Source organism: Oryzifoliimicrobium ureilyticum, from assembly GCF_037199735.1.
In the GTDB taxonomy this organism is placed as follows: Bacteria; Pseudomonadota; Alphaproteobacteria; order Rhizobiales; family Rhizobiaceae; genus Rhizobium; species Rhizobium ureilyticus.
This window is the reverse complement of sequence record NZ_JBBBVQ010000015.1, coordinates 56,290-82,645: the sequence shown is the minus strand read 5'-3', so window position 1 is coordinate 82,645 and position 26,356 is coordinate 56,290. Positions and strand designations below refer to the sequence as shown.

General features: G+C 55.1%; 23 protein-coding genes. 16 read left to right on the top strand and 7 right to left on the bottom strand.

Features of this window, described 5'->3' with window-relative positions; all coding sequences use genetic code 11:
• Nucleotides 1-109 precede the first annotated feature (109 nt).
• Nucleotides 110-1,021, bottom strand: coding sequence for a flagellar biosynthesis protein FliO (locus tag VQ830_RS19355; RefSeq protein WP_337269787.1), 912 nt, complete (start codon nt 1,019-1,021; stop codon nt 110-112).
• Between the two features lie 508 nt (nt 1,022-1,529).
• Between VQ830_RS19355 and cckA the strand changes: the two genes are divergently transcribed.
• Nucleotides 1,530-4,118: a cell cycle histidine kinase CckA gene (gene cckA, locus VQ830_RS19350; RefSeq protein ID WP_337269786.1), complete on the top strand. Its 2,589-nt coding sequence runs from the start codon at nt 1,530-1,532 to the stop codon at nt 4,116-4,118.
• Nucleotides 4,119-4,249: 131 nt separating this feature from the next.
• On the opposite strand, the gene VQ830_RS19345 is transcribed toward cckA, so the two are convergent.
• Together VQ830_RS19345 and VQ830_RS19340 are read right to left on the bottom strand one after the other, a co-directional pair.
• Nucleotides 4,250-5,173: a pseudouridine-5'-phosphate glycosidase gene (locus VQ830_RS19345; RefSeq protein ID WP_337269785.1), complete on the bottom strand. Its 924-nt coding sequence runs from the start codon at nt 5,171-5,173 to the stop codon at nt 4,250-4,252.
• A 27-nt stretch (nt 5,174-5,200) separates the two neighbouring features.
• A complete protein-coding gene (locus tag VQ830_RS19340; RefSeq protein WP_337269865.1) occupies nt 5,201-6,145 on the bottom strand; it encodes a carbohydrate kinase family protein in 945 nt (314 codons plus the stop codon).
• A 238-nt stretch (nt 6,146-6,383) separates the two neighbouring features.
• Here VQ830_RS19340 and recA point away from each other — a divergent pair, with 238 nt between their 5' ends.
• Entirely contained in the window at nt 6,384-7,472 is a 1,089-nt protein-coding gene (gene recA / locus VQ830_RS19335; protein ID WP_337269784.1) for a recombinase RecA, read from the top strand.
• Nucleotides 7,473-7,626: 154 nt separating this feature from the next.
• Entirely contained in the window at nt 7,627-10,287 is a 2,661-nt protein-coding gene (gene alaS / locus VQ830_RS19330) for an alanine--tRNA ligase (RefSeq protein WP_337269783.1), read from the top strand.
• A gap of 122 nt (nt 10,288-10,409) precedes the next feature.
• Here the strand turns inward: alaS and VQ830_RS19325 are convergent, their stop codons facing one another.
• The 4 genes from VQ830_RS19325 to VQ830_RS19310 all read right to left on the bottom strand — a co-directional run bounded on the left by VQ830_RS19325 (nt 10,410) and on the right by VQ830_RS19310 (nt 13,370).
• Nucleotides 10,410-10,841, bottom strand: a complete 432-nt coding sequence (locus VQ830_RS19325) for an HIT family protein (protein WP_337269782.1) — start codon at nt 10,839-10,841, stop codon at nt 10,410-10,412.
• Between the two features lie 65 nt (nt 10,842-10,906).
• The gene (locus VQ830_RS19320) at nt 10,907-12,097 is read right to left on the bottom strand and encodes a GNAT family N-acetyltransferase (RefSeq protein ID WP_337269781.1); all 1,191 of its coding nucleotides are present in this window, start codon (nt 12,095-12,097) and stop codon (nt 10,907-10,909) included.
• 92 nt (nt 12,098-12,189) lie between these two features.
• A complete protein-coding gene (locus tag VQ830_RS19315) occupies nt 12,190-12,903 on the bottom strand; it encodes a glycerophosphodiester phosphodiesterase (protein WP_337269780.1) in 714 nt (237 codons plus the stop codon).
• On the bottom strand, nt 12,900-13,370 hold the full coding sequence (locus VQ830_RS19310; RefSeq protein ID WP_337269779.1) for a RidA family protein: 471 nt from the start codon (nt 13,368-13,370) through the stop codon (nt 12,900-12,902). The genes VQ830_RS19315 and VQ830_RS19310 overlap by 4 nt, the downstream gene beginning before the upstream one ends.
• Nucleotides 13,371-13,502: 132 nt before the next feature.
• Between VQ830_RS19310 and VQ830_RS19305 the strand changes: the two genes are divergently transcribed.
• The 13 genes from VQ830_RS19305 (at nt 13,503) to lpxA (ending at nt 26,356) form a co-directional block, all read left to right on the top strand.
• Nucleotides 13,503-14,345: a cell envelope integrity EipB family protein gene (locus VQ830_RS19305; protein ID WP_337269778.1), complete on the top strand. Its 843-nt coding sequence runs from the start codon at nt 13,503-13,505 to the stop codon at nt 14,343-14,345.
• A gap of 47 nt (nt 14,346-14,392) precedes the next feature.
• Nucleotides 14,393-15,091, top strand: a complete 699-nt coding sequence (locus VQ830_RS19300) for a pentapeptide repeat-containing protein (protein WP_337269777.1) — start codon at nt 14,393-14,395, stop codon at nt 15,089-15,091.
• A 265-nt stretch (nt 15,092-15,356) separates the two neighbouring features.
• Nucleotides 15,357-16,124: a 30S ribosomal protein S2 gene (gene rpsB, locus VQ830_RS19295; protein WP_337269776.1), complete on the top strand. Its 768-nt coding sequence runs from the start codon at nt 15,357-15,359 to the stop codon at nt 16,122-16,124.
• 233 nt (nt 16,125-16,357) lie between these two features.
• Complete coding sequence (gene tsf, locus VQ830_RS19290; protein WP_337269775.1) at nt 16,358-17,284, top strand: translation elongation factor Ts; 927 nt, start codon at nt 16,358-16,360, stop codon at nt 17,282-17,284.
• 96 nt (nt 17,285-17,380) lie between these two features.
• Nucleotides 17,381-18,106 carry a UMP kinase gene (gene pyrH, locus VQ830_RS19285; RefSeq protein ID WP_337269774.1) on the top strand — a complete coding sequence of 242 codons (726 nt, stop codon included), beginning with the start codon at nt 17,381-17,383 and terminating at the stop codon, nt 18,104-18,106.
• Between the two features lie 45 nt (nt 18,107-18,151).
• Nucleotides 18,152-18,712: a ribosome recycling factor gene (gene frr, locus VQ830_RS19280; protein WP_337269773.1), complete on the top strand. Its 561-nt coding sequence runs from the start codon at nt 18,152-18,154 to the stop codon at nt 18,710-18,712.
• Nucleotides 18,713-18,757: 45 nt separating this feature from the next.
• Complete coding sequence (locus tag VQ830_RS19275) at nt 18,758-19,510, top strand: isoprenyl transferase (protein WP_337269772.1); 753 nt, start codon at nt 18,758-18,760, stop codon at nt 19,508-19,510.
• Nucleotides 19,510-20,340 carry a phosphatidate cytidylyltransferase gene (locus tag VQ830_RS19270; RefSeq protein ID WP_337269771.1) on the top strand — a complete coding sequence of 277 codons (831 nt, stop codon included), beginning with the start codon at nt 19,510-19,512 and terminating at the stop codon, nt 20,338-20,340. Before VQ830_RS19275 ends, VQ830_RS19270 begins: the two co-directional genes overlap by 1 nt.
• 20 nt (nt 20,341-20,360) lie before the next feature.
• A complete protein-coding gene (gene rseP, locus VQ830_RS19265; RefSeq protein ID WP_337269770.1) occupies nt 20,361-21,458 on the top strand; it encodes an RIP metalloprotease RseP in 1,098 nt (365 codons plus the stop codon).
• A 174-nt stretch (nt 21,459-21,632) separates the two neighbouring features.
• Complete coding sequence (gene bamA, locus VQ830_RS19260; protein WP_337269864.1) at nt 21,633-23,975, top strand: outer membrane protein assembly factor BamA; 2,343 nt, start codon at nt 21,633-21,635, stop codon at nt 23,973-23,975.
• Nucleotides 23,976-24,021: 46 nt separating this feature from the next.
• Nucleotides 24,022-25,074 (top strand): UDP-3-O-(3-hydroxymyristoyl)glucosamine N-acyltransferase, encoded by a 1,053-nt coding sequence (gene lpxD / locus VQ830_RS19255; RefSeq protein WP_337269769.1) that lies wholly within the window; start codon nt 24,022-24,024, stop codon nt 25,072-25,074.
• A complete protein-coding gene (fabZ, locus tag VQ830_RS19250; RefSeq protein WP_337269768.1) occupies nt 25,074-25,541 on the top strand; it encodes a 3-hydroxyacyl-ACP dehydratase FabZ in 468 nt (155 codons plus the stop codon). The genes lpxD and fabZ overlap by 1 nt, the downstream gene beginning before the upstream one ends.
• The gene (gene lpxA / locus VQ830_RS19245) at nt 25,538-26,356 is read left to right on the top strand and encodes an acyl-ACP--UDP-N-acetylglucosamine O-acyltransferase (RefSeq protein WP_337269767.1); all 819 of its coding nucleotides are present in this window, start codon (nt 25,538-25,540) and stop codon (nt 26,354-26,356) included. Before fabZ ends, lpxA begins: the two co-directional genes overlap by 4 nt.

The window sequence follows — 26,356 nt, the reverse complement described above, 5'->3', positions numbered from 1 at the left end:
CATTAATAGCTTTTGTTTTGCACCATATTCAGTCAGGGCGCGACCGGCCAAAGCCTTCGCGCCTTTTCTTTTGAGATAAAAAAATAGGGTGCGGCCGTGAGGTTGCGCCTTATTTGTTGTCTCGGTTGACGCTGATTTCCCCGAATATGCGTGCCACTTCGTTTTGCAGATCGGCATCAGAATTTGCTGTTGGCGCTCTATCGGGCTCGCGGCGAGCCACTGGGTTCGGCGTAACTGGTTTTGCTAGTGGGAGCGCGCGATCTGCATCGGAGTTCAGTTCCTCCTCAAGGACGCGTTTGAATTCAGTCGCCGGAGATCGTTGTATTTCGGGCTGACGGTTTGCTGCAACAGGTACCGTAACTTGAGGCTCAATCCTCTGCTGCTGTGGAAGGACGCGCTGGCGGGCAGCCTCAAGTGCATCAGACGCCTCGTCTGTCCTGGGGTTGATTGCAGGTCTTTGTGGTGCAGATTGTCTTACCTGCTGTTCCTGATCACGTGCCGTCTCTACAACAGGTGGTGCGGCGGGACGCTGGGGCGCGGTTGCTAATGCGCTCTCAGTTTCCGAAACGCCAACGAGGGGTCTGCGTGTCTGGGGGCGCTGGTCAGATATCGGCTCTCGCTGCTCCGCTACTGGCTCAGCACGTGAGGGCGCCGAAATCGCCTGGCGCGAGCCTGGTAAAGCCCTGTCCGTCACAGGAGCGGTAAGGTCTTCGCCTCTAGGCAGCTGACCAGCGTTCGCGCCGATGCCGCTCTCGATCACGATGTCGGTCGGTCCACCAATCATGATCAGATGTTCGATGTTGTCTCTTCTCACGAGGACGAGCCGCCGACGCGCGTCGACCGCAGCAGCATCGAGAACCTGAAGCCGAGGTTGCCGGTTTTTTCCACCGCGGACAAACGGAGAGGGCGCTCTGCTTCGGATGACCCATAAGACTGCGATCAGAACGAGGAGCGCTATCCCCACACCGCCGGCAGCAACGAAGAAGCGGCCGCCGTATGCTCCCATAACGTCACTGAACATTCTCCGCGCTCCCTTTACGACTGTAACAATTTTCTTGAACTTCGAGCCATAGGCAAAGCCTCAGGTGACTGTCCAGCCGCTTCCGCCAAGAAACATCCGATTGGAGGCGACAACCCTGGCCTTTTTCAACAAGCTGGCGCTGTTGCTTGTGAATTCAAGCGTCCGACGCCGCAATCCTTGTTTTTGCAGACACGTCAACTTGATAGAAAGAATGGAATGCGATTCACAATGTGCTTTGGCTACATGCCGAACCTGCTCGTTGTGCTCGTGCAAAACGGTGACTTTGTATCTGTAGTAGGACAATACAAGCGTTGCGCGCGTCCACATACGATTTGCTAACCATAGAAGGTTAAGAAAAATCAGCGAAGCTCTTTTCGGTAACTACTGCGAAACCATAGACACGGAAAACATCTGACGTGTTTTGTTTGCGACGCGAGTGGCAGATCGGTAAAGCTGGGCGATTGCAGGTTCATGCACCGTCGGTAGACGGACATATTTGGGGAACTCGATGACAGGGACGCGTCAGACAGGTGATTACAATGCGCCTCTTGTCGATCGCAACGGGCGATCCGGAACCGTTATCCGCATTATTCTGATTGCGATGGTTCTAGCGGCAATGGCGGCTGCTCTGGTCTTCTTCAAGGTATCGCTTGAAAACGAGTTTGTCCTCGGTGTGCTGGGTGTCCTCGCGATGGTGGGGATATTCTTTCTCGTCTCGTCGATGATCGGCTTTGTCGAAGTTATGCCGCAGCGGCCATCAGATCACCTGGCCCGTGCATTTCTGGATAGTCATCCGGATGGATCGCTAATTACTGACGACAAAGGACGCATCATTTACGCAAATGCGGCCTACGGAAAACTAACGGGCGCCAGAAAAGCGACCGACGTTCAAACACTGGATTCCCTGCTTTCGCGCTACCGCGAATCCAACGAAGCCCTCTACCGGCTGACGAACGCCTTGCGCGAAGGCCGCGAGGGCAGTGAAGAATTCCGATTGATGCGTGCATTGGGCCCATCCGGCAGCGGTTCCGGACCGCATTGGTACCGCTTGAAGGCGCGAGCCCTGCCGACCGAAGAGCGGCTCGCGAAGCCGCTCAATATATGGCAGATCAGCGACATTACGTTGGAACGCGACGACCAGGAACGCTTCTTCAAAGAGTTGCAGAACGCGATTGATTATCTTGATCACGCGCCGGCAGGCTTCTTCTCGGCGGGACGTAAAGGCGAAATCTTCTACTTGAATGCAACCCTCGCCGAATGGTTGGGAATCGATCTCACGAAATTCATTCCGGGATCGCTTACCATCGGTGATCTTGTGGCCGGTGAGGGCCTTGCTCTCATTCAGTCGGTTCAGGCGGAGCCCGGGTTGAAAAAAACGGTGCGCCTCGACCTCGATCTCAAGAAGTCAAACGGCCAAAGTCTCCCGGCGGAGATCGTCCATAGCGTGACCTCGATGAGAGATGGTGCGCCCGGCGAGAGCCGCACAATCGTTATGACCCGCCAGTCTGGGATATCGAATGAGCATTCCACATCTGCGGCCATGCGCTTCACACGCTTTTTCAACAATACGCCAATGGCGATCGCGTCTGTTGGTCGTGACGGGCGAATTCTGAAAACCAACGCGTCCTTCTTGCGACTTTTTGCAGGAATACTTTCGCGCGATGATATCGAAAAGGGCGCGTTGTTCGAAAGCGTGGTCAATGAGCCCAACAGGGCGGAACTCCGTCGTGCCCTTGAAGCCGCGCAGGACATGCAGGGAGATATTGCTCCTATCGATTCGCGTGCGCCGACTGACGACAGCCGGCATTTTCGGTTTTACGTGAACGCCGTCGTTGAACAGAGCGATGAGGCACCCGAGGAAACTGCGATCATCTACGCCGTGGAAGTCACCGAGCAGAAAGCGCTCGAAGCTCAAATGGCGCAGACACAAAAGATGAACGCGGTGGGAACATTGGCCGGCGGCATCGCGCATGATTTCAACAATGTGCTGACCGCAATCCTCTTGTCGTCCGATCATTTGCTTCTGCAGGCTCGTCCCTCGGATGCAAGCTTTGCAGATTTGATGGAAATCAAACGCAACGCCAATCGCGCTGCCGTTCTTGTTCGTCAGTTGCTTGCCTTCTCGCGTAAGCAGACGCTCCGCCCAAGCATCCTCAATCTGACGGATGTCATCGGCGATCTGCGTATGCTGGTCGATCGTCTTCTGTCCGGCACACACGTGAAGCTCGACGTTGAATATGGGCGGGATCTATGGCCGGTCAAAACCGACCTTTCGCAGTTCGAGCAGGTCCTGATCAACCTTTGCGTCAATGCGCGCGATGCCATGCCGGAAGGCGGCAAGCTGACCTTGCGTACCTCGAACATCGACGCGTCTCGCATAGCAGCGTTTAATTATCCCTATATTCCGTCCGAAGACATGGTTTTGGTCGAGGTCGAGGATACCGGGACAGGCATTGCACCTGAGATCATGGACAAGATCTTCGAGCCGTTCTTCACCACAAAGGAAGTCGGCAAGGGAACAGGACTCGGGCTTGCCATGGTCTACGGCATCGTCAAGCAGTCTGGCGGGTATATTCAACCCGTTTCCGAGGTCGGCCGCGGCACGATATTCCGCATTTTCCTACCTCGTTACGTCGAGAAGGCTTCGGAGCAAACCGGTGAGGACGTGACGCCGGCGCAACCCGAGACCGTAGAACCGGCTCCAACCAAAGAGCCTCAAGACCTCACTGGATCAGCAGTTATTCTTCTTGTGGAAGATGAGGAGGCCGTGCGGCGCGGCGGCAAACGCATGCTGGAGACTCGCGGCTATACGGTCCACGAAGCCGGCTCCGGCATCGAGGCTTTGGACATCATGGACGAACTCGATGGCAAAGTGGATATCGTGGTATCGGATGTCGTCATGCCGGAGATGGATGGTCCTTCGCTGCTTCGAGAGCTTAGGAAGAAATATCCGGATCTTCGCTTCATTTTTGTCTCCGGTTACGCAGAAGATGCCTTTGCGCGAAATCTGCCTCCAGAAGCCAAGTTTGGTTTCCTACCCAAGCCGTTCTCGCTGAAGCAACTCGCCGTGGTCGTCAAGGAAACGCTAGAAAGCTGATCTTGCAAAGGCCCGCGCTGCTTTTTACCTGCGCCGGGCGATGGGACCATCAATCCACTACGTGCAAGGTTACGTCTTTGCGGACGTTTCGGTTGCAGCCGGCAGGAAGTGTTCCCGCCGGCCTTTGATTTTCAGGCAAGCGCGACTGCAATCTCAGCCGCAAGGCGTGCATTGTTCTCGACGAGGGCGATATTCGTTTTCAGGCTCTGACCTTCCGTCAGATCGAAAATCGTGCTTAGGAGGTAAGGGGTGACGGCCTTGCCCGTTACGCCATCTTGCTCGGCACTATCCAGCGCACGACGAATGTAGACTTCCATCTCGTCACTGGGGATTTCATCAGCCTCCGGCACAGGATTGGCGATAAGCATACCTCCGTCGATCCCAAACTGGTCGCGGGTTTTTTGGAATGCCGCGATCGCAGCGGGGCTGTTCAACGTGAGCGGGCTCGGTAGCCCTGACGATCTTGACCAAAAAGCGGGGAACTCGTCGCTCTCGTACGTCACAACCGGCACGCCATTTGTTTCGAGGACTTCCAGCGTCTTGGGAACATCGAGAATAGCTTTTGCGCCCGCGCAAACCACAATAACTGGAGTTCTGGCGAGTTCGGTCAGGTCAGCGGAAATATCGAAGCTGGTTTCAGCACCACGATGAACACCGCCGATGCCGCCCGTCGCGAAGACACGAATACCGCCGAGGGCTGCTGCGATCATTGTCGCAGCGACAGTCGTAGCGCCATGACGCCTTTCGGAAATCGCAAATGCAAAGTCCGCCCGTGAAACCTTCATGACATCACGAGCCTGCGCAAGCTGTTCCAATTCAGCAGCTTCAAGCCCGATATGCAGGGTTCCATGCATGACAGCGATGGTGGCCGGAACGGCACCCTGTTCGCGAATAATCGCCTCGACACTGTTCGCCATCTGGATGTTGCCTGGGTAGGGCATGCCATGGGTAATGATGGTGGACTCGAGCGCGACGATGGGCGCGCCACGTTCCTTGGCGGCTGCCACATCTCTGGAGTAGACGATGGGCAGGGAGGCGGAATGCGGTGCTGTCATGATTTCATTTCCTGTACTGTTTTCGCCTCAATGGACAATTCTGGCTTCAGAAACAAGATCACTTGTCTTCTGGAGCAAATCCAGTGTCAAATCCTCCGAAACGGCGTTCGGCGACTGAACTGTGATGACCGCGGCGGCCGCGCCTTCGCGCACCGCTTGGGCAAGCGACTCGCCTCGGCAGATCGCTGCCAGAAAGCCTGCTGCTAGAGAGTCGCCAGCGCCAGTGACGTCGGAAACCGCATCCAGCCGTGGTGGACGCAACGTCACCACCTCTGAGCCAAGATAGGCGATGAGATCATTCATACCGCGGGTGACGACGCCGCCTTTAAGCCCGGTTTTACGAAGAAGAACCGGCCAGTCCTGCGGATCGACGGCGCTCTCCCCCACAAAGGCCGCCGCTTCGGCTTCGTTCATAAGGAGATAGTCGATGCGGTCTGCGGATTGTCGCAGTCGTACCACCTTTGCCGGCGAGATTGCGATTGCCGCAACCGGCTTTTGCAGCGCAGCGCATCGTGTTGCAATAATGTTAAGCGTTTCTGGCGGCAGGTTGGCATCCATAAGGACGATATCATGATCTGAAAAGGCGTCCCGCACCGCGCGAATTGACAGCCTTCGAGGGCTGAAGAGCTGGTAGAGGTCCATGTCGGCAAGGGCGATGACCAAATTGCCGTCCTGCTCCAAGATCGCCGTGTAACTCGGCGTCCGCCGATCAAGAAAAACGAAAGGCTTGTCGATGACACCGGCAAAGTCTGCGGCCTCGCTTACCATTTCGCCCGCTGCATCACCGCCGCGCGGCGAAATCATCGTCACATGATGGCCGAGACGGGCAAGATTGCGTGCTGCATTAAATCCGCCGCCGCCCGCTTCCTCGATCCAATGTCCGGGGTTGCTCGCACCTTGCACCGTAGCGCCGCTGATCCGGCCACGTCTATCGATGTGAGCGCCGCCAAGAACCAAAATTCGCTTCTGCATCATAATTTCTTTCTTTCAGAGACGGCCCGATTCGATGCCATCCGGGTCTTCGCCTACTAACCTTAGCTCTGTCCTCACATACCTACGAAGCAATAAAAACATAAAGAGAACAAAGTGATGAAAACCATTTATCCTTATATGCTTAGTGCATGCTTGCATGATGAGAACAAAAAGGGTACAAAATCGTTGTCGGGCACGTCATTGCTTGAGCGGCCTCAATAACCTAAAGGTGGATCGAATGTCACAAAACAGTTTGCGGCTCGTAGAGGACAAAGCGGTGGATAAAAGCAAGGCGCTCGAGGCGGCACTCTCTCAGATTGAGCGTGCCTTCGGCAAGGGCTCGATTATGAAACTCGGATCCAGCGAGAAGGCGATCGAAGTCGAAACCGTTTCGACCGGATCCCTCAGCTTGGATATTGCGCTTGGCATTGGCGGTTTGCCAAAAGGGCGTATCGTTGAAATTTACGGACCTGAAAGCTCGGGCAAGACGACCTTGGCGCTTCAAACGATTGCCGAAGCACAAAAGAAGGGCGGGGTTTGCGCCTTTGTAGACGCTGAACACGCACTTGACCCTGTCTATGCGCGTAAGCTTGGCGTCGATTTGCAAAACCTTCTGATTTCGCAGCCGGATACAGGCGAGCAGGCGCTGGAGATTACCGATACGCTGGTGCGCTCCGGGGCTGTGGATGTTCTGGTCGTCGATTCGGTCGCAGCCTTGACGCCGCGCGCTGAAATCGAAGGCGAGATGGGTGAAAGCCTGCCTGGTCTTCAGGCGCGTTTGATGAGCCAGGCGTTGCGCAAGCTGACGGCGTCGATCTCCAAGTCGAACACTATGGTGATTTTCATCAACCAGATTCGCATGAAGATTGGTGTGATGTTCGGATCGCCTGAAACGACCACGGGCGGAAATGCCTTGAAGTTCTATGCGTCTGTTCGTCTCGATATTCGTCGTATCGGTTCGGTCAAGGAACGCGAAGAAGTTGTTGGCAATCAGACGCGCGTCAAGGTCGTCAAAAACAAGATGGCTCCGCCCTTCAAGCAGGTCGAATTCGATATCATGTATGGCGAAGGCGTCTCCAAGACTGGCGAGTTGATCGATCTTGGCGTCAAGGCTGGCATCGTTGAAAAGTCCGGCGCTTGGTTCTCGTATAACAGTCAGCGACTCGGCCAGGGGCGCGAAAACGCCAAGGTCTTTTTACGGGACAATCCTGAGTTAGGCCGCGAGATCGAGTTGGCCTTGCGCCAGAATGCAGGCCTGATTGCTGATCGCTTCCTGCAAAACGGTGGTCCAGATGCCAATGATGGCGATGGTGACGACGAAGCCTGATTTCGACTATTGATGATCTGTTTTACCAGCCGGCCGTCTTTGCAAGTGCAAGGGCGGCCGGTTTCTTTTTGCCTGCTGGACAGGGGCAAGAGCGAAAGATAAAAGCCAAGGGATTTTGTATTTTGACGGCCTTGGCTGCAGTGAAGGGCATAGCATGAGCGGTGTAAATGAAATCCGGTCGACATTCCTCGACTACTTCAAGAAAAACGGTCACGAGATTGTACCGTCGAGCCCGCTCGTGCCACGAAATGATCCGACACTGATGTTTACCAATGCCGGTATGGTCCAGTTCAAGAATGTTTTTACTGGACTTGAGCAGCGGCCGTACAAAACCGCGACCACCGCACAGAAATGTGTCCGGGCCGGCGGTAAACATAACGACCTGGACAATGTCGGTTACACCGCGCGTCACCATACCTTCTTCGAAATGCTCGGCAATTTCTCGTTTGGCGACTATTTCAAGGATCGCGCCATCGAGCTGGCCTGGAACCTAATTACCAAGGAATTCGGCATTGATGCGAGCCGGCTTCTGGTGACGGTGTATCATACGGACGACGAAGCCTTTAATCTGTGGAAGAAGATTGCCGGCCTGCCCGACCAGCGCATCATTCGTATTCCGACCAGCGATAACTTCTGGGCGATGGGCGATACGGGTCCTTGCGGCCCTTGCTCTGAAATCTTCTACGATCATGGCGACCATATCTGGGGCGGCCCTCCGGGATCACCTGAAGAAGACGGAGACCGCTTCATCGAGATCTGGAATCTCGTTTTCATGCAGTACGAACAGGTCACGAAAGAAGAGCGCATCGACCTGCCACGTCCCTCGATCGATACCGGCATGGGCCTGGAGCGTATTGCCGCGCTTCTTCAAGGTCAGCACGACAACTATGATATCGACCTCTTCAAGGCTTTGATTGCCGCCTCCGAAGAAGCGACGGGTATCAAGGCTGAAGGTGACCGGCGCGCAAGCCACCGCGTTATTGCAGACCATCTGCGTTCTTCCGCGTTTCTGATTGCCGACGGCGTCCTACCGTCGAACGAAGGCCGCGGCTATGTTCTGCGTCGTATCATGCGCCGCGCTATGCGCCACGCCGAACTTCTCGGGGCGAAAGAGCCGCTGATTTATAAGCTGTTGCCCTCGCTCGTAAACCAGATGGGCCGGGCTTATCCGGAACTGGTTCGTGCTGAGGCTCTGATCAGCGAGACTCTCAAACTCGAAGAAACCCGTTTTCGCAAGACGCTGGAGCGCGGACTTTCTCTTCTGTCGGATGCGACATCCTCGCTTCACAAAGGAGATATGTTGGATGGCGAAACGGCCTTTAAACTCTATGACACCTATGGTTTCCCGCTCGACTTGACGCAGGACGCGTTGCGCGCACGCGAAATCAGCGTTGATCTCGCCGGCTTCACCGACGCTATGGAACGGCAAAAGGCTGAGGCGCGTGCCCATTGGACCGGTTCTGGCGACAAAGCCACCGAGACTGTATGGTTCGAGCTCAAGGAAAAACATGGCGCCACAGAATTCCTCGGTTACGATACCGAAAGCGCAGAAGGTGTTGTCCAGGCTCTCGTGAGGGATGGCGCTTCCGTCCCCGAAGCGAAGTCGGGCGACGAGGTGCAGGTTGTCGTGAACCAGACGCCTTTTTATGGCGAATCCGGTGGCCAGATGGGCGACACTGGTACCATCGTTGCTGAAGGCGGAAAGATCGTCGTTTCCGACACTCAGAAAAAGGGCGAGGGGCTTTTCGTTCATATTGGCAAGGTGGTCGAGGGTGCCTTTAAAATTGGCGAGCCGGTCACGCTCATCGTCGATCATGCCCGTCGTTCCAGGCTGCGGTCCAATCACTCCGCAACACATCTTCTTCATGAGGCGCTGCGAGAGGTTCTCGGCACGCACGTGGCCCAGAAGGGCTCGCTTGTCGCTCCGGAACGTCTTCGTTTTGACGTATCACACCCGAAGCCGATGACAGCTGAAGAGTTGAAAACGGTTGAAGATATGGCGAATGAGATCGTCCTGCAAAACGCGCCTGTCACGACGCGCCTGATGAGTGTCGACGACGCGATAGCAGAAGGCGCGATGGCGCTTTTCGGCGAAAAGTATGGTGACGAGGTACGTGTCGTATCCATGGGGCAGGGCGTCCATGGTCCCAAGGCCGGAAAAGCCTATTCGATCGAATTGTGCGGCGGCACGCACGTCAATGCCACCGGTGATATCGGGCTCATCCGGGTGTTGGGTGAAAGCGCCGTCGGCGCTGGTGTCCGCCGTATCGAAGCCGTCACCGGGGAAGCTGCTCGCGATTATCTCTCGGAGCAGGATGAGCGCGTCAAGGCGATTGCGGCGATGCTTAAAGTACAGCCAGGCGAGGTGACCCAGCGCGTTGAGGCACTCGTTGAAGAGCGTCGCAAGCTCGAGCGCGAACTGTCGGATGCCAAGCGTAAGCTGGCGATGGGCGGCGGTGCAGGCGGATCTGCAGACTCCGTCCGCGAGATTGCCGGGGTTAAGTTTATGGGGCGTGCCATTACGGGAGTTGATCCAAAAGATCTGAAAGGTCTTGCCGATGAGGGCAAAAGCAGCCTTGGATCTGGCGTTGTCGCGTTGATTGGTGTTGCTGAAGACGGCAAGGCGAGTGCAGTCGTCGCAGTGACAGACGATCTGACAGCCCGTTTCAGCGCTGTTGATCTTGTTCGTATTGCCTCTTCGGCTTTAGGCGGCAAGGGCGGCGGTGGCCGTCCCGATATGGCGCAGGCCGGTGGACCCGATGGGTCGAAGGCGAGCGAAGCGCTTGAGGCTGTTGCAGCGGCAATTTCCGGCTGAATCAGCGGAGAGAGCGGGGCGTTCGGTTGAACGATCCTGGTCTTTGCTGCAGGTAACAACATACAATTGAAAGAGGCCGCGGCATTTCGTGCTACGGCCTCTTTCAGTTCGAGATGACCGCCTCAAGCCTTGAGAGCCAACCTGATTTTCTCGGCATTGGCCGCGAGCACGGCGCCATCTTCCATTTGTCCCGAATGCGGCTTTAAGCCCGCGCCTTCATGTCTCGGTATCACATGGAAATGAAGATGAAAGACGGTTTGCCCCGCGGCGGGCTCGTTGAACTGAGCAACAAACACGCCATCTGCATCGAAGGCTTCCTGCACCGCTAACGCGACCTTCTGGACGATTTGTATCGTCCTGGAAAGAACATCGGGATCTGCGTCCATAAGATTGCGGGAAGGGGCTCTTGGAATAATGAGAACATGCCCTGGAGCTTGCGGCATGACATCCATGAGCGCGACGACGTCATCGTCTTCATAGACGCGGTGCGAAGGAATTTCTCCACGCAGAATTTTTGCGAAGACATTGTTGTTGTCGTAAGGCGCGCCCGCCATGATACACTCCTCAGATGAAAATCTTCGTGTTCGGTAACGTCAAGAACTTCAAGACTTGATAAGAATCAATCTTCTTCAAGTTTCGGGCCGCGACGAAAAGGTCCATGCTCGCTCAAGATGTCGTTCATCCGTTCGACATCTTGCCGCTCGCGCTCAAGATAGTCGGAGACCGCACGCCGCAAGCCTGCATGTGCAATGTAATGAGCCGAATGCGTCGTGACAGGCAGGTAACCGCGAGCAAGCTTATGCTCTCCTTGCGCCCCAGCCTCCACCCGCTTCAAGCCTTTCGCGAGCGCGAAGTCTATGGCTTGATGGTAGCAGACTTCGAAATGTAAATAGGGATGATCTTCGATGCAGCCCCAGTGTCGGCCATATAGGGCATCACCCCCGATGAAATTGATGGCACCGGCAATATATCGTCCATTCCTCTTCGCCATGACGAGAAGAATGTCGTCAGACATGCGCTCCCCGATCAGTGAATAGAACTTGCGCGTTAGATACGGCCTCCCCCATTTGCGGCTTCCTGTATCCATGTAGAAGGCGAAGAACTGGTCCCAGATGTCTTCCGTCAGGTCACGGCCGGTCAACCAATCGACCGTGATCCCGTTTTCCAGCGCGGCACGCCGTTCTTTTCGCAGAGCCTTACGTTTACGAGAAGCAAGCGTTTCTAAGAAGGCTTCATGGTTGGCGTAGCCCTCGTTGATGAAATGAAATTGCTGATCGGTTCGGTGCAGATATTGCCGATCCTCCAAAATGCCGATCTCATTGTCGGGGACAAAGGTCATATGGGCCGACGAAATGCCAAGTTGACGGATGACTTCTTTCACGCCGTCGCAAAGCGCCGCCTGGATTGGAAGAGGCTCGACACCATCCGCCACCAGCAAGCGAGGCCCAGTTGCGGGCGTGAATGGTACGGAGCATTGCAGTTTCGGATAATAGCGTCCGCCGGCTCGTTCAAAGGCATCTGCCCAGCCGTGGTCGAAAACATACTCGCCCTGGCTATGGTTCTTGAGATAACCAAAGAGCGCACCGATCAATTTGCCGTCTTCGGTTTCAAGAAGAATATGATTGCCGAGCCACCCCATTTTATCGATCGCGGAGCCGGATTCTTCAAGCGATGAAAGAAATGCGTGGGATACGAAGGGATTATAAGGAATGCGGTTGCTGTCGCGCGTCGTTCCCGCAAGATTTGCCCAGTCTCCAGCGGCAATGGCCGGAAAAGATCGTTCGATTCGGATCGTCAGTTCGTCTGTCATACGGCCGGTAAGTCTCTGTTGAGGAGAAAGGCCCTGGAGGGGCAAGGCCCCTGCCAGTTTGCTCAGGATAATGTCGAAAACGCGAGTTCGTTCTACATCCGTGGGTCAAAGCCTTCAAATGTCATTTGATCGGCCTGTTCAAATGTGATCTTGCGCGCTTCCTCATTGCGAACCGTCCAGGTGATGACCGGTGTACCGTGCTGTCGTTGCGCACTGATGAAGGGGTTCGGCAGATCGGCAAAGAAATAGGAAATGAAGTCGAGACCGAGCGCCATAGCATTTTCATGCAGTGCCAGAGCCTCGGGCTCCTTTCCGTAAGCCGTCAGTCCGACGGGATAGGGGCAATTGGCGGCTTTGAGATCGGCAAGCAGCCAATGGTCGAAGCTCATGAGAGCAACTTTACCCTGGTAATCGGCGAGGATTTCCAACACCGTTTCGGCAAAGCCTTCGTCATCGCCCTCTCTGCCCTTGAGCTCAATCACGAGCGGCACACGCCCGTTAACGTGTTGAAGCAACTGCTTGAGTGTTGGGACTTTGTCCTTTGTCCCACCAATGGAAAGGAGAGACAGCTCGCTGGATGTTTTACCGCGAACGTCCCCTTTTAAGTTGCACAGACGCTCCAGATCATCGTCATGAAAAACGACTGGTACGCCGTCAGATGCGTATTGGAGGTCGCACTCGATTGCGAAACCTGCTTCAACGGCGCGAGAGAATGCGCTCAGCGTATTCTCCCATATCTCCTTGTTAAGGTCATGATAGCCGCGGTGAGCAATGGGAGTTGCCTTGATCCAATCTGCAGATGTCATTCCCCAACCTCGAAAATAGCGTCGATTTCGACGGCTGCATTCATCGGCAAGGCCGCCATACCGACAGCTGCACGTCCGTGCTTTCCGGCCTCACCTAGGATATTCGCGATCAAATTCGAGGCCCCGTTCATCACCAGATGCTGCTCGACAAAATCAGGCGTGGAAGCAATGAAGCCGTTCAGTTTTATAACGCGGCGTATCCGTCCAAGGTTTCCACCAAGAGCAGCCTTAGCCTGGGCTAGAATGTTAATGGCACAAAGCTCTGCGGCACGCTGTCCGGCCGGCACGTCGACATCCCGCCCAAGATGGCCCGTCACGGCAACCTTACCGTCTTGAAGCGGCAGTTGCCCGGAGATGTGCAGTTGGTTGCCCGTGAGAACATAAGCCACGTAATTGGCGACCGGCGCCGCGGCAGTTGGTAGGTTTATCCCCATTTCCTTGAGCTTGGCTTCGATCTGATCGGACATTTTCCTCTCCGCTTTTAAGTTTACTTCCGCTAGAATTAGGTGATGGCTTGTTTTGCAACATGCGAAATGAAGCCTATTCCGGCCGAGTGCGTTTCTTATAGCATTGCAGCCGAGTCCAACAGGAGTGATTGAATGTTCCGAGCTTGTCTTGTCGCCCTTCTTTTCGCAGGTGTGTCAGCCAGTGCGATGGCTGCGGCGCCAGCCGGCGGCGCGGCAATAGCCACCGGGCTGATTGCACATCGTGCCGTTTATGATCTGGAGTTGAAAGACGCATCGGAGCGTTCGGGAATCTCCGGCATGTCCGGACGTATGGTCTATGAGTTCGACGGGAACTACTGCGATGGATTTCGTACAAATTTTCGGTTTGTTACCAAGATCGAGACGGGAGATGCGACCCGTCTCAGTGATCAGCAGACGGTTACATTTGAGAACTTGAAAGACGGCAAGTTCTCATTCGACACAAAGTCCTTCACCGACGAGCAGCTTGATAAAGAGGTGACAGGTGCTGCCGAAGATCGCCCTGATGGGGTGAGGGTCGATTTGCAGCAACCGGCGAACAAAGAGCTTCAAATCGGCCAAACTCGGTTTCCGACAGAGCACATGCTCGATGTGATTCGAAACGCCAAAGAGGGCAAACGCTTCTTCGAAGCCAGGGTGTTTGACGGATCCGACGATGGCGATAAAGCGATGGCGACAACCACTGTCGTTGGCCGTCAGGAAATGCCAAAGACGGGCGAAGATGATGTCAAGAACGTCGGTCAGTTTGCAAACACGGCTTTCTGGCCTGTGACAATCTCTTACTTCAACGAAAATACCAAGTCAGATGCCTCTCCTGTTTACCGTATGTCTTTCAAGCTCTACGAAAATGGTATCACCCGTGACCTGACGATGGATTATGGAGATTTCGTCTTAACGGGACGGCTCGCCAAACTTGAACTTTTGGACAAGAACGCCTCGTCTGCATCCTGTCGCTGACGCTTCGCTAGCGCCAGAGGAGAGGGCACCGTGGGAAGGAGAATGTTTTGGTAGAGGTTTTAGCTTGGGTGAGGCTCGCGGTCACCGCATGCCTCCTCGCTGTTCCGGCTGCGGAAGTCTTTGCGGCTGATTGCAGCGAAACACCGACGGCGGGCGTGGATTGGACCGATTGCAGCAAGAAGAACTTGATGCTTGAGGATAATGATTTCAGCAAGGCTCAGCTTCAGAGCACGGATCTTACCCTCACCAACCTGAGTCGCACGGACTTGAAGGGCGCTAATCTTGAGAAGGCGACCTTGATCAGAGCGTGGCTAACCAATGCCGTTGCTGACGGCGCCAATTTTTCGAAGATCGAAGCCTACCGAGCCGGCTTTGAGCATATTTCCGCAAAAGGCGCATCCTTCGTTGGGGCAGAACTCCAGCGCGCGAATTTTAAAAATGCCGATCTTGAGCATGCGAATTTCGCAAAGGCGGAACTTAGCCGCGTGGATTTTACCGGCGCGACTTTAACCGATGTCGACTTCTCGCTCACGAATTTATCGCGTGCCAACCTCGCTGCTGCGGTCGTCTCAGGTAAGCTCACTTTTTCAAAAGCCTTCATGTATCTGACCCATATTGAGGGAATGGATCTCTCCAGCGCAATTGGCATCGAACAGGGCCAGATCGATCTCGCCTGCGGAGACAAAGCGACGAAGCTTCCCCCTGGTCTGTCTGCGTCTAAAAACTGGCCCTGTGACTTGAATTGACCTGTTGGCGGAATTCCTCCGATGGCTCGTATTCGACCCGTGTTTAGGAAAAACGTGTGGCCTGCGGCTCGCTGTCGCGTCAAAACTCTAGTAGTTTTCCGTTTTAATCCTTGCGTTTTTCTCTAGCTAGCGGTATGGGCTCGCGCATTCCACACGTAAGGCATGGGATTGTTCGGGAGAAATCCGAGCTTTTCCGCCGGTGGCATTTCTCGACGAAGTGCTGTTCGCCTTGCGGAGGTTCAACCGGAAAGGGAGTAAACTAGGCATGGCATTGCCAGACTTTTCTATGCGTCAGCTTCTGGAAGCTGGTGTACACTTCGGCCACCAGACGCATCGCTGGAACCCGAAAATGAAGCCGTACATCTTCGGCGATCGTAACAACATCCACATCATTGACCTTGCTCAGACCGTGCCGATGCTGTCGCGCGCCCTGCAGCTTGTAAGCGACACCGTTGCTCGTGGTGGGCGCGTTCTGTTCGTTGGAACCAAGCGTCAGGCTTCGGAGCAGATTGCAGATGCTGCAAAGCGTTCTGCCCAGTATTATGTCAACTCGCGCTGGCTCGGCGGCATGATGACGAACTGGAAGACGATCTCCAACTCGATTCAGCGTCTTCGCAAGCTGGACGAAATTCTTTCCGGCGAAGCCCAGGGCTTTACCAAGAAAGAGCGTCTGAACCTTGAGCGTGAGCGTGAGAAGCTTGAAAAGGCTCTCGGCGGTATCCGCGATATGGGCGGCACGCCTGACCTGATGTTCATCATCGACACGAACAAGGAAAAGATCGCAATCGACGAAGCCAAGCGTCTTGGCATTCCGGTTGTTGCCATTATCGATTCGAACTCCGATCCGGATCTGATCGATTATGCGATCCCAGGCAATGACGACGCTTCGCGTGCAATTGCTCTTTATTGCGATCTGATTTCCCGTGCTGCTATCGACGGTATCGCGCGTCAGCAGAGCGCTTCCGGCCGCGATCTTGGCGCTTCCGCAGAAGCTCCAATCGAGCCGGCTTTGGAAGAAGCGGCCGAAGGCTGAGTCAAGCGTACGAAGCTTCAGCTTCGTGACGTCTAGCAAAAGATTGGGAAAGGCCGCCCGCGACTTAACAAGTTCGGCGGCCTTGCCTATTTAGGCGAAAGCGAATTTTCGTCCCGAGAATAGCGCCATGGCGCGTCTTCATCACGCTGTCATGGATATGAGGTGCACTTTGTGCCTCGAACCGGTGCCGCGCCCTATTTCGGCCCGCCCACATGAACCGACAAGAGGAAACTATGACCGAGATTACGGCTGCAATGGTGAAGGAACTGCGCGAAAAGACGGGCGCAGGCATGATGGATTGCAAAAAGGCTTTGGCTGAAACCAACGGCGATATGGAAGCTGCGGTCGACTGGCTTCGCGCCAAGGGTATTGCAAAGGCCGACAAGAAGTCTGGCCGCACCGCCGCAGAAGGCCTCGTCGGCGTCGCCAGCGAAGGCACCAAGGCGGTCGTCGTCGAAATCAACTCCGAGACAGACTTCGTTGCTCGTAACGATGCGTTCCAGGATCTCGTTCGCGGCGTTGCTGCCGTTGCCGTGAAGACTGATGGCTCTGTCGATGCGGTCGCTGCGGCGACATATCCTGCATCCGGCAAGTCGGTTGCCGACACGATCAAGGACGCAATTGCGACCATCGGCGAGAACATGAACCTTCGCCGCGCTGCTGCTTTGTCGGTCGAAGACGGTGTCGTTGCGACCTATATCCACAATGCAGTTTCCGATGGCCTCGGTAAGCTCGGCGTTCTCGTTGCGCTGAAGTCAACCGGCGACAAGCAGGCTTTGAGCGCCATTGGCCGTCAGGTTGCCATGCACGTTGCTGCCACCGCTCCACTGGCTATCCGTGCCGAAGAAGTCGATGCGACCGTTGCAGAACGCGAGCGGAACGTCTTTATCGAGCAGTCCCGCGCTTCCGGCAAGCCGGACAACATTATCGAGAAGATGGTCGATGGCCGCATGCGCAAGTTCTTTGAAGAAGTCGCGCTCCTGTCGCAGGCTTTCGTCATCAATCCTGACCTGACGGTCGGCGCTGCGTTGAAGGAAGCTGAAAAGACGGTTGGTGCACCGATCGAAGTCACTGGCATGGTTCGTCTTCTGCTCGGCGAAGGCGTCGAAAAAGAAGAGACGGATTTTGCGGCAGAAGTTGCAGCCGCCGCTAAGGGCTAATCTACGGTTACAATTGTGAAAACGCTCAGGGCATCGCGTGACAACGCGATGCCCTTCGTGTATCCGCAGTTCAACGTCACAAACCAGGAGCCGGGGATGTCAAACGAGCCAGTCTACAAACGTGTTCTGCTGAAGGCTTCGGGCGAAGCGCTAATGGGAAGCCAAGGATTTGGCATCGACGTCACGGTTGCGGACCGGATTGCATCCGACATTGCCGATGCGCGTGCAATGGGCGTTGAAGTAGGCGTCGTCGTCGGTGGGGGAAATATCTTCCGCGGCGTCGCCGTTGCCTCAAAGGGTGGAGATCGCGTAACGGGCGATCACATGGGCATGTTGGGTACAGTGATCAACGCACTGGCACTGGCAACGTCGTTGCGGAAGCTCAATGTTGACACGGTGGTCCTTTCGGCCATTTCCATGCCGGAGCTTTGTGAAAGTTTCTCTCAACGGGCGACGCTCTATCATCTTTCCCAGGGCCGGGTGGTCATTTTTGCAGGCGGAACGGGAAATCCGTTCTTCACGACCGACTCGGCAGCTGCCCTGCGCGCCGCGGAAATTGGCGCTGAAGCTCTCTTCAAGGGGACGCAAGTTGACGGTATCTATTCTGCTGATCCCAAGAAGGTTCCGGATGCGGTGCGTTTTGATCGCCTGACGCACAAGGAAGTCCTTGACAAGGGCCTTGCTGTTATGGATGTCGCGGCAGTTGCTCTGGCGCGAGAAAATTCTATTCCAATCGTCGTTTTCTCGATCCACGAAAAAGGCGGCTTTGCACAAATCTTGACGGGTGGTGGTCGCAAGACCATCGTGTCCGACACCGAATAACGTGATGGGGATCAAACTGTCACAGACCGAGACGGAGTATAGCTTATGAGTGAAGGAACTGACCTTAAGGAACTGAAGCGTCGTATGGACGGTGCCATTTCAGCTTTCAAAAGCGATATCGCTTCTTTGCGTACGGGACGCGCATCGGCCAACATTCTCGATCCGGTAACAGTCGAGGCTTACGGATCACGCATGCCGCTCAATCAGGTGTCGAACATCACGGTTCCCGAGCCCCGCATGCTGGCTGTTTCCGTTTGGGACAAGTCCATGGTTTCCGCCGTAGAGCGTGCAATCCGCGAGTCGAACCTCGGTCTCAATCCCATTGTCGACGGGCAAAATCTGCGTATTCCCTTGCCGGAACTCAATGAAGAGCGCCGTCGTTCGCTTGTGAAAGTTGCTCACGACTATGCGGAAAAGAGCAAGGTCGCGATCCGCCACGTTCGCCGCGATGGTATGGATGGCCTTAAAAAGGCTGAGAAAGACGGAATTATCGGTCAGGATGAAAGCCGCGCTCAATCAGAACGCGTTCAGAAAATGACCGATGAAACGATTTCCGAAGTTGATCGCTTGCTTGCAGACAAAGAAAAGGAAATCATGCAGGTATAGTCGCGCAAGTTACTGCGACTTGCGCCAAATTAAACCGGATGGGAAATGTCCACACCACGATTTGTGACTATACCGGACCATGTTGCGATCATTATGGACGGCAATGGACGATGGGCCAAGAAGCGCGGCTTGCCGCGCGCCATGGGTCATCGCAAGGGGATCGATGCCGTTCGCGAGGCTGTCAGGACGGCCGCCGATGTTGGGGTCAAATATCTCACTCTTTTCGCCTTCTCATCTGAAAACTGGCGTCGTCCGGAGGCGGAGGTTTCCGATCTTCTCGGTCTCCTGAAGGCCTTCATCCGTCGCGATCTTGCTGAGCTTCACGAAGACAATGTGCGCGTGCGCATTATTGGTGACCGTGCCAATCTGCGGCCGGACATTCTCAAGCTCCTTGAGGAGGCCGAACACACAACACGCGGGAACACAGCCCTCACGCTCGTTATTGCGTTCAATTATGGTGCCCGCGACGAGATTGCGCGCGCTGCCGCGAGTCTGGCACGCGATGTCGAGGCCGGCCGATTGCGGGCTCAGGATATCACGCCATCGTTGATCGAAGCGCGGCTCGATACGGCTGGGATTCCAGATCCTGATCTTATTATCCGAACCAGCGGCGAAGAGCGACTTTCGAATTTCCTGCTTTGGCAAGCCGCGTATTCCGAGTTCATTTTCCTTCCTCAGTATTGGCCCGACTTTAGCAGAGAGACGTTCTACACGGCGCTCGAAACTTATGCGGCGCGCGATCGGCGTTTTGGCGGCCTGTCAGCCGCGAAAGCGGCTCCGGCCGCAGTGGTCGTCTGATGCAAGAAGAGCTAAAGCTTCGTATTATTTCCGGCATTGTTTTGGCGGTGGTGGTGCTTTCGGCGACGTGGCTTGGTGGCATACCGTTTCGGCTGCTCTCCGCGCTAATCGCCCTTCTGATCTATTATGAGTGGACGTCAATAACAGGTGCCGACGATCATTCGCCGATGATGCGGATGGCGGGGTGGGCAGGTCAGATACTCGTTGCAGTGGCGGTGATTGTCGGTTCGCCGACGGTTGCCTTCATATTGCTCATCCTGCTTGTCTTGTTTGCGATTTTTGTCACCCGCAGCGGTGAGACAAATTGGTGGCTGCCGGGCGGAATGGTATATGCCGGGCTAACTGTCATCGCACTGGCCGCTATCCGCGGTTCGGACGCAGAGGGTCTGCGCGCCATGTTGTTTCTGTTCGCCGTTGTCTGGGCGACGGATATCATGGCTTACTTCATTGGCAGAGCCATTGGCGGCCCCAAGCTTGCTCCCAAAATCTCCCCCGGGAAAACCTGGTCTGGAGCCATCGGTGGCGCATTTAGTGCAGTTGTCGTGGCGAGCATCGTGGTCTGGCTTTCGGCAGGCTCTGTCGCAACGGGGGCTCTGATTGCTCTTGTGCTGTCTATCTTCAGCCAAGCCGGCGATCTCTTCGAATCCTTTATCAAACGGCGTTACGGTGTGAAGGATTCCAGCCACTTGATCCCAGGGCACGGGGGCGTGATGGACCGGGTCGATGGTCTCATTTTTGCTTGTTGCGGCGCCTTCTTGCTTGCCGGCTTAATTTCGCTGATAAGTGGCGGTACGACATCAGCCCTTGGTGCTGTTCTCTTAGGTCTTTAAAGCAGGAAACGGAATTGCCGATGATTGGAACGATCCTGGCGTTCATAGTGGTTTTGTCTCTGGTCGTTTTTGTCCATGAGATGGGCCATTATCTTGTCGGGCGATGGAGCGGCATCCGAGTGTTGGCGTTCTCCCTCGGCTTTGGGCCCGAGATTGTGGGGTTTACAGACAAGCACGGTACGCGCTGGAAAATTTCTGCAATCCCTCTTGGTGGCTATGTCCGGTTTTTTGGCGATGAAGACGCTGCAAGCAAGCCGGATGACAAAAGCCTGTCCGAAATGACAGAAGAGGAAAGGGCGCAGACGCTGGGAGGTGCCAAGCTCTACAAGCGCGCTGCGACGGTTGCTGCAGGACCTATCGCCAACTTCATTCTTGCGATCGCGATTTTTGCCGTCCTTTTCATGATCTACGGACGCGGTATTTCTGATCCGGTCGTTGCAGAAGTTTTGCCAGATGGCGCCGCAGCCGCTGCAGGTATTCAGCCAGGCGACCGGCTGCTGACGATCGACGGGTCGAAAATCAAAACCTTCGACGACGTGCGCCGCTACGTCAGCATCCGACCCGAGCAGAAGATGGTCATCACCGTCGAGCGTGGCGGCGGGAAGATCGACCTCTCACTTGTTCCCAAGCTTGTGACGATGACCGACCAGTTCGGCAACAAGATGGAGGTCGGCCAGATCGGGATCAAGACTGACGAACAGGCTGGGCATTTTCGTGTGGAAACTTTCGGTCCCATTGGTGCCATAAAGGCCGGTGCGGTCGAGTCCTGGCAGATCGTGACCGGCACATTCAAGTCGATTTCCAACCTTTTCGCTGGCACGATGAATGCAGATCAACTGGGCGGGCCGATCCGGATAGCACAAATGTCCGGTCAGGTTGCGACCTTAGGTGTTGCAGCAGTGCTTCACTTCATCGCTGTCATGTCAGTTTCCATTGGTTTGCTGAACCTGATGCCTGTTCCTGTACTTGATGGCGGCCACTTGATGTTTTATGCGATCGAGGCAGTACGCGGAAAACCGGTCGGGGCGCGGTCTCAGGACATCGCTTTTCGGATCGGTTTGGCGATGGTGCTGACGTTAATGGTATTCGTGACTTGGAATGATATTACGCGGGGGTAACTCTTTGTTTACTCTGTTTCAAAATGAACGTGGCGAAACCGTCACTGTTTTAAATGAAGTAAACGGAATTTAACCTGCTCCCTTGCTTGTATGCCAAAAGCGGGTAAAACGACACACGTCACCGGAATCGGGATTGGCCGGGGATGGGGACGAGCAAAAAAGGTAATGGGTGACATGAAGGCTGGTTCAAGATTTTTGAACGCAGTATCGGCGGTTGCGCTGTCTGCAGGTTTGGTGGCTACTGGCGCGAGCGCTGCATTTCTCGTTTCTGTTACCTCGGCTGAGGCTGCTGTAATTCAGAAAATTGACGTTCGCGGTGCTTCTCGCGTTGGTGATGAGGCAGTTCGCTCGAACTTGACCATTCAGCCTGGTAAGAATTTTTCAAACGCGGATATCGATGACTCGGTAAAGCAGCTGTATGACACCGGTTATTTCTCCGATGTGAAGATCTCTGTTTCCGGTCGCGCGCTCGTGGTGACGGTTCAGGAAGCAAAGCTTATCAACCAGGTCGTCTTCAACGGAAATCGCAAGATCAAGGACGATAAGCTGGCTGCCGTTGTCAAAACGCATGCTGCGGGTCCTTACAGCGATGCCCAGATCCAGGCTGATATTCAATCTATCAAAGACGCTTATGCTGCAATCGGCCGCAACGAAGTCTCGGTTAAGACGCAGGTCGTGCCTTTGGGCGAGGGCCGCGTAAACCTTGCTTTTGTTGTCGATGAAGGGGATCGGACGAAGATCTCCTCCATTACTTTCAGCGGTAACAAGGCCTATAGCTCGGGCCGTCTGTCTGCTGTTATCAGCACCAAGCGTTCCAACTTCTTGTCGTTCCTGACGCGCAAAGACGTTTACAACGAAGACAAGCTGCGCGCTGACGAAGAGGCGCTGCGCCAATTCTATTTCAACCGTGGCTATGCTGATTTCAAGATTGTGTCATCGGACGCCTCCTTCGATGAATCGAAGAACGCCTATACACTGACATTCAATATCGATGAGGGTCCTCGCTACGATTTCGGCGACGTTACGGTTCAGTCGACCGTACCCGGCATCAACGCTGATGAGTTGAAGGGTCTAGTCGCTACGCACCAGGGTGACGTCTACAGCGCCAAGCAGGTCCAAAAGTCGATGGAGGCGATCTCTGATAAGGTCGCTTCTGCCGGTTATCCATTCGCGCGCGTAACGCCGCGTGGCAATAGAAACCTTGGTAACAACACGATTGGCGTCGAATATCTCGTCGATCAGGGCGAGCGCGCCTACATCGAGCGCATCGAAATCCGCGGTAACAGCCGCACGCGTGATTACGTCATACGTCGCGAGTTCGATCTCAGCGAAGGCGATGCATTCAATCAGCAGATGATTTCTCGCGCAAAGCGTCGCTTGGAAGCTCTCGGTTACTTCTCTTCGGTCAATATCACGACGCAGCCCGGCAGCGCGCCAGACCGTATTGTTGTCGTTGTCGACGTAACCGATCAACCGACGGGCTCCTTCGGCATTGGTGCTGGTTATGCAGCCGGTGGCGACGGGCTCTTGCTTGAGGCGTCGATTGAAGAGAAGAACTTCCTCGGAAGAGGCCAGTACATCAAGGTTACAGCCGGTGGCGGTCAGGACGGTTCGCGTTCCTACGGCCTCAGCTTCACAGAGCCTTACTTCCTCGGCTATCGCCTGGCAGTCGGCTTTGATGCGAACCACAGCGAGACCTCGAGCAACGATAACTACGATTATGAGGAAAATAACCTCATCCTTCGTGCAACGGCTCCTATCACCGAAGATTTGGCTGCAACGTTCCGATACAACTTCAAGCAGATGAAGTACGACTCCAGCGGCAGCAGCTTTGCTGACCTTTCGGCGCCGTATCAGAATCTCGTGAACAACAGCCCATGGATTCGTTCGTCGATCTCACAGACGCTGACCTATAACACGCTTGACGATATGACCTTGCCGCGTGAGGGTATCTATGCGAGCTTGACGCAGGAAATTGCAGGTCTTGGGGGCGACTCCAAGTACTACAAACTCTACGGTAAGGCGCGTTACTTCCACTTGCTGGCCGACGATGCTGACATCATCGGATCGGTTGCTGGATCTGCGGGTTATGTCGCTGGGTTCGGAAGCCATCTGAATGTCTTCGACCAATTTACACTGACAAATGCTGATATTCGCGGCTTTGAAAACCGTGGTATTGGTCCGCGTATTGGCGGCGGTAGCCCCGATGATCCGCTGGGCGGCACGACCTATTTCACCGTCTCGGCTGAAGCGTCATTCCCGCTTCCACTTTTCCCGCGTGACTTCGGTCTGCGTGGTGCAGTGTTTGCGGACGCCGGTACGTTGTTCGGCAACAAGGTGAACACCTTCGGGCAGCAGGTGGATGGTTCCGATGCTGCGTTGCGCGCATCTGTCGGTCTCGGACTTGTCTGGAATTCTCCGTTCGGCGCTCTGCGCGTGGACTATGCCGTTCCGGTCGCCAAGGAAGACTACGACAAGGTCCAGAACTTCAGATTTGGCATCAACAATCAATTCTGATATCGGCAGTCCAGAATAGTGTAGAATCCGTTCTGGAGCTTTGCTGATGCAGCATGATATGTTTTTTCCGCCCCATAAGGGCGTCAGGTTAGCCGATCTGGCGCAAAAGGTTGGGGCGGAACTCGGAAGCGAAGCGGACGGCGAGGTCGTTGTTCGCTCCGTATCTCCGGTAGCGAGAGCGGAAGAAGGCGACCTGTGCTATGTTCTTTCGCGCAGGAATGCAGGCGAGCTGAAGAACAGCAAAGCTTCCGTCGTTCTCTGCGACAGCTCGGTAAAACCGCTCGTTCCGAAGCATATACCGGTTCTTGTCTCTGAAAATGCTCATACCGCATTTGCTCTGATTGCCGGCATTTTGCATCCTGAAGCGCTGCGTCCGGCAGTGGTTTCTGCGGAAAAGGCCGTCTCTCCTCAGGCCTCTGTTGATCCAGAGGCAAAGTTGCAATCAAATGTCATTGTAGAACCTTTCGCGGTCGTTGGCGCCGGCGCCGAGATAGGCGAGGGCACCGTGATTGGTGCTGGGACGGTCATTGGTCCAGGCGTGAAAATCGGCAGGAATTGTTCCATTGCATCCGGGGCAACGATTCTGTGCTCGCTAGTCGGCGACAATGTCATCGTTCACGACGGTGCACGGATTGGCAAAGATGGATTTGGGTTCGCGCCAGGCCCTCGGGGCATGGTCAAGATCGTGCAGATCGGCCGTGTCATTCTTCAAGACAATGTCGAGATCGGAGCGAACACGACCATTGATCGCGGTATGATGGATGATACTGTCATTGGCGAGGGAACGAAGATCGATAATCTTGTTCAAATTGGCCACAACTGCCGTATTGGACGGCATTGCGCAATTGCCTCGCAGGCAGGCCTTGCAGGTAGCACGATCATTGGCGACGGCGTCCAGATCGGAGGGCAAGCGGGCTTGAAGGGGCACATCACCGTCGGACATGGCGCACAAGTGGGCGCAAAATCGGGCGTTTTGACGGATATTCCGGCCGGCGCTCGTTATGCCGGCATTCCGGCGCGGCCAATCAATGATTTTATGCGAGAAGTCGCTTTGGTAATGAAACGGGCAATGGGCGGTAAGAAAGGCGAGGGACAATAATGGCCGAGGCGATCAAAGAGGCGCTTTCTGCAGTCGATATCATCGAGATCATGAAGCTTTTGCCGCATCGCTATCCATTTTTGCTGGTGGATAAGATCATCGACATCGATAGCGATAATTCTGCCATCGGCATCAAGAATGTGACCGCAAATGAGCCGCATTTCACAGGTCACTTTCCGGAATCCCCTATCATGCCGGGTGTTTTGCTGATCGAGGGTATGGCGCAGACGGCAGGTGCGATTTGTGCTCGCAAGCAGGGCGAGTCGGGCAACCTCGTTTACTTCATGACGATCGATAATGCCCGCTTTCGCAAGCCAGTTGTGCCGGGCGACCGCGTAGAGTTTCATGTCGTGAAGCAAAAGCAGCGCGGCAATATCTGGAAGTTTCATTGCGATGCAAAAGTTGACGGTGCATTGGTGGCCGAAGCTGATATCGGTGCGATGATCGTTCGCAAGGAAGAATCATGAGCACTATTGCAGCCACCGCCAGCATTCATCCGCTGGCCGTTGTTGAGGACGGAGCAATCATTGGCGAAGGGGTGCGCATTGGCCCATTCTGCCACGTCGGACCGAAAGTTGTCCTGGGCGAAAACGTGGAACTTGTCTCGAACGCTATCGTGACAGGCAAGACGACAATCGGAAAAGCGACGCGTATATTCCCCATGGCTGTGGTCGGCGGCGAGCCTCAAAGCGTGCATCACCACGGTGAGGAAACGAGCCTTACTGTTGGGGAAAACTGCACGATTCGCGAAGGTGTCACGATGAACACCGGAACTGCCGATTACGGCGGTCAGACGATTGTCGGGAATAACAACCTGTTCCTTGCAAACTCACATGTCGCCCATGATTGTCGTGTTGGAAATAACGTCATCCTGTCCAACAACGTGATGTTGGCGGGACACGTGTCGATTGACGATCGCGCCATCCTGGGTGGTGGCTCGGCTGTCCATCAATTCACCCGTATCGGACGTCAGGCCTTTATCGGAGGTCTTTCAGCGGTCAGCTATGACGTCATTCCCTATGGGATGCTGAACGGTAATCCGGGGATCTTGAGTGGGTTGAACGTTGTCGGAATGACCCGCGCCGGAATCGAGCGGGCGGTCATTCACACCGTCAGACGCGCCTACAAAGCGATCTTTGAAGGCGGCGGCTCGATCCGCGAGAAAGCGGCAGCAGTTCGAGACGACTTTGCGGATTGTGCAGAAGTTATCGAGATTCTTGACTTCATCGCCGCAGACAGCGATCGGGCTCTCTCTTCGCCCGCAAGGGGCAGCAAGGGCTGA

Bases quoted from the DNA above. Each gene is read 5' to 3' on its own strand.
- VQ830_RS19355 (WP_337269787.1), bottom strand. From the start codon at position 1,021: ATGTTCAGTGACGTTATGGGAGCATACGGCGGCCGCTTCTTCGTTGCT.
- cckA (WP_337269786.1), top strand. From the start codon at position 1,530: ATGACAGGGACGCGTCAGACAGGTGATTACAATGCGCCTCTTGTCGAT.
- VQ830_RS19345 (WP_337269785.1), bottom strand. From the start codon at position 5,173: ATGACAGCACCGCATTCCGCCTCCCTGCCCATCGTCTACTCCAGAGAT.
- VQ830_RS19340 (WP_337269865.1), bottom strand. From the start codon at position 6,145: ATGCAGAAGCGAATTTTGGTTCTTGGCGGCGCTCACATCGATAGACGT.
- recA (WP_337269784.1), top strand. From the start codon at position 6,384: ATGTCACAAAACAGTTTGCGGCTCGTAGAGGACAAAGCGGTGGATAAA.
- alaS (WP_337269783.1), top strand. From the start codon at position 7,627: ATGAGCGGTGTAAATGAAATCCGGTCGACATTCCTCGACTACTTCAAG.
- VQ830_RS19325 (WP_337269782.1), bottom strand. From the start codon at position 10,841: ATGGCGGGCGCGCCTTACGACAACAACAATGTCTTCGCAAAAATTCTG.
- VQ830_RS19320 (WP_337269781.1), bottom strand. From the start codon at position 12,097: ATGACAGACGAACTGACGATCCGAATCGAACGATCTTTTCCGGCCATT.
- VQ830_RS19315 (WP_337269780.1), bottom strand. From the start codon at position 12,903: ATGACATCTGCAGATTGGATCAAGGCAACTCCCATTGCTCACCGCGGC.
- VQ830_RS19310 (WP_337269779.1), bottom strand. From the start codon at position 13,370: ATGTCCGATCAGATCGAAGCCAAGCTCAAGGAAATGGGGATAAACCTA.
- VQ830_RS19305 (WP_337269778.1), top strand. From the start codon at position 13,503: ATGTTCCGAGCTTGTCTTGTCGCCCTTCTTTTCGCAGGTGTGTCAGCC.
- rpsB (WP_337269776.1), top strand. From the start codon at position 15,357: ATGGCATTGCCAGACTTTTCTATGCGTCAGCTTCTGGAAGCTGGTGTA.
- tsf (WP_337269775.1), top strand. From the start codon at position 16,358: ATGACCGAGATTACGGCTGCAATGGTGAAGGAACTGCGCGAAAAGACG.
- pyrH (WP_337269774.1), top strand. From the start codon at position 17,381: ATGTCAAACGAGCCAGTCTACAAACGTGTTCTGCTGAAGGCTTCGGGC.
- frr (WP_337269773.1), top strand. From the start codon at position 18,152: ATGAGTGAAGGAACTGACCTTAAGGAACTGAAGCGTCGTATGGACGGT.
- VQ830_RS19275 (WP_337269772.1), top strand. From the start codon at position 18,758: ATGTCCACACCACGATTTGTGACTATACCGGACCATGTTGCGATCATT.
- VQ830_RS19270 (WP_337269771.1), top strand. From the start codon at position 19,510: ATGCAAGAAGAGCTAAAGCTTCGTATTATTTCCGGCATTGTTTTGGCG.
- rseP (WP_337269770.1), top strand. From the start codon at position 20,361: ATGATTGGAACGATCCTGGCGTTCATAGTGGTTTTGTCTCTGGTCGTT.
- bamA (WP_337269864.1), top strand. From the start codon at position 21,633: ATGAAGGCTGGTTCAAGATTTTTGAACGCAGTATCGGCGGTTGCGCTG.
- lpxD (WP_337269769.1), top strand. From the start codon at position 24,022: ATGCAGCATGATATGTTTTTTCCGCCCCATAAGGGCGTCAGGTTAGCC.
- fabZ (WP_337269768.1), top strand. From the start codon at position 25,074: ATGGCCGAGGCGATCAAAGAGGCGCTTTCTGCAGTCGATATCATCGAG.
- lpxA (WP_337269767.1), top strand. From the start codon at position 25,538: ATGAGCACTATTGCAGCCACCGCCAGCATTCATCCGCTGGCCGTTGTT.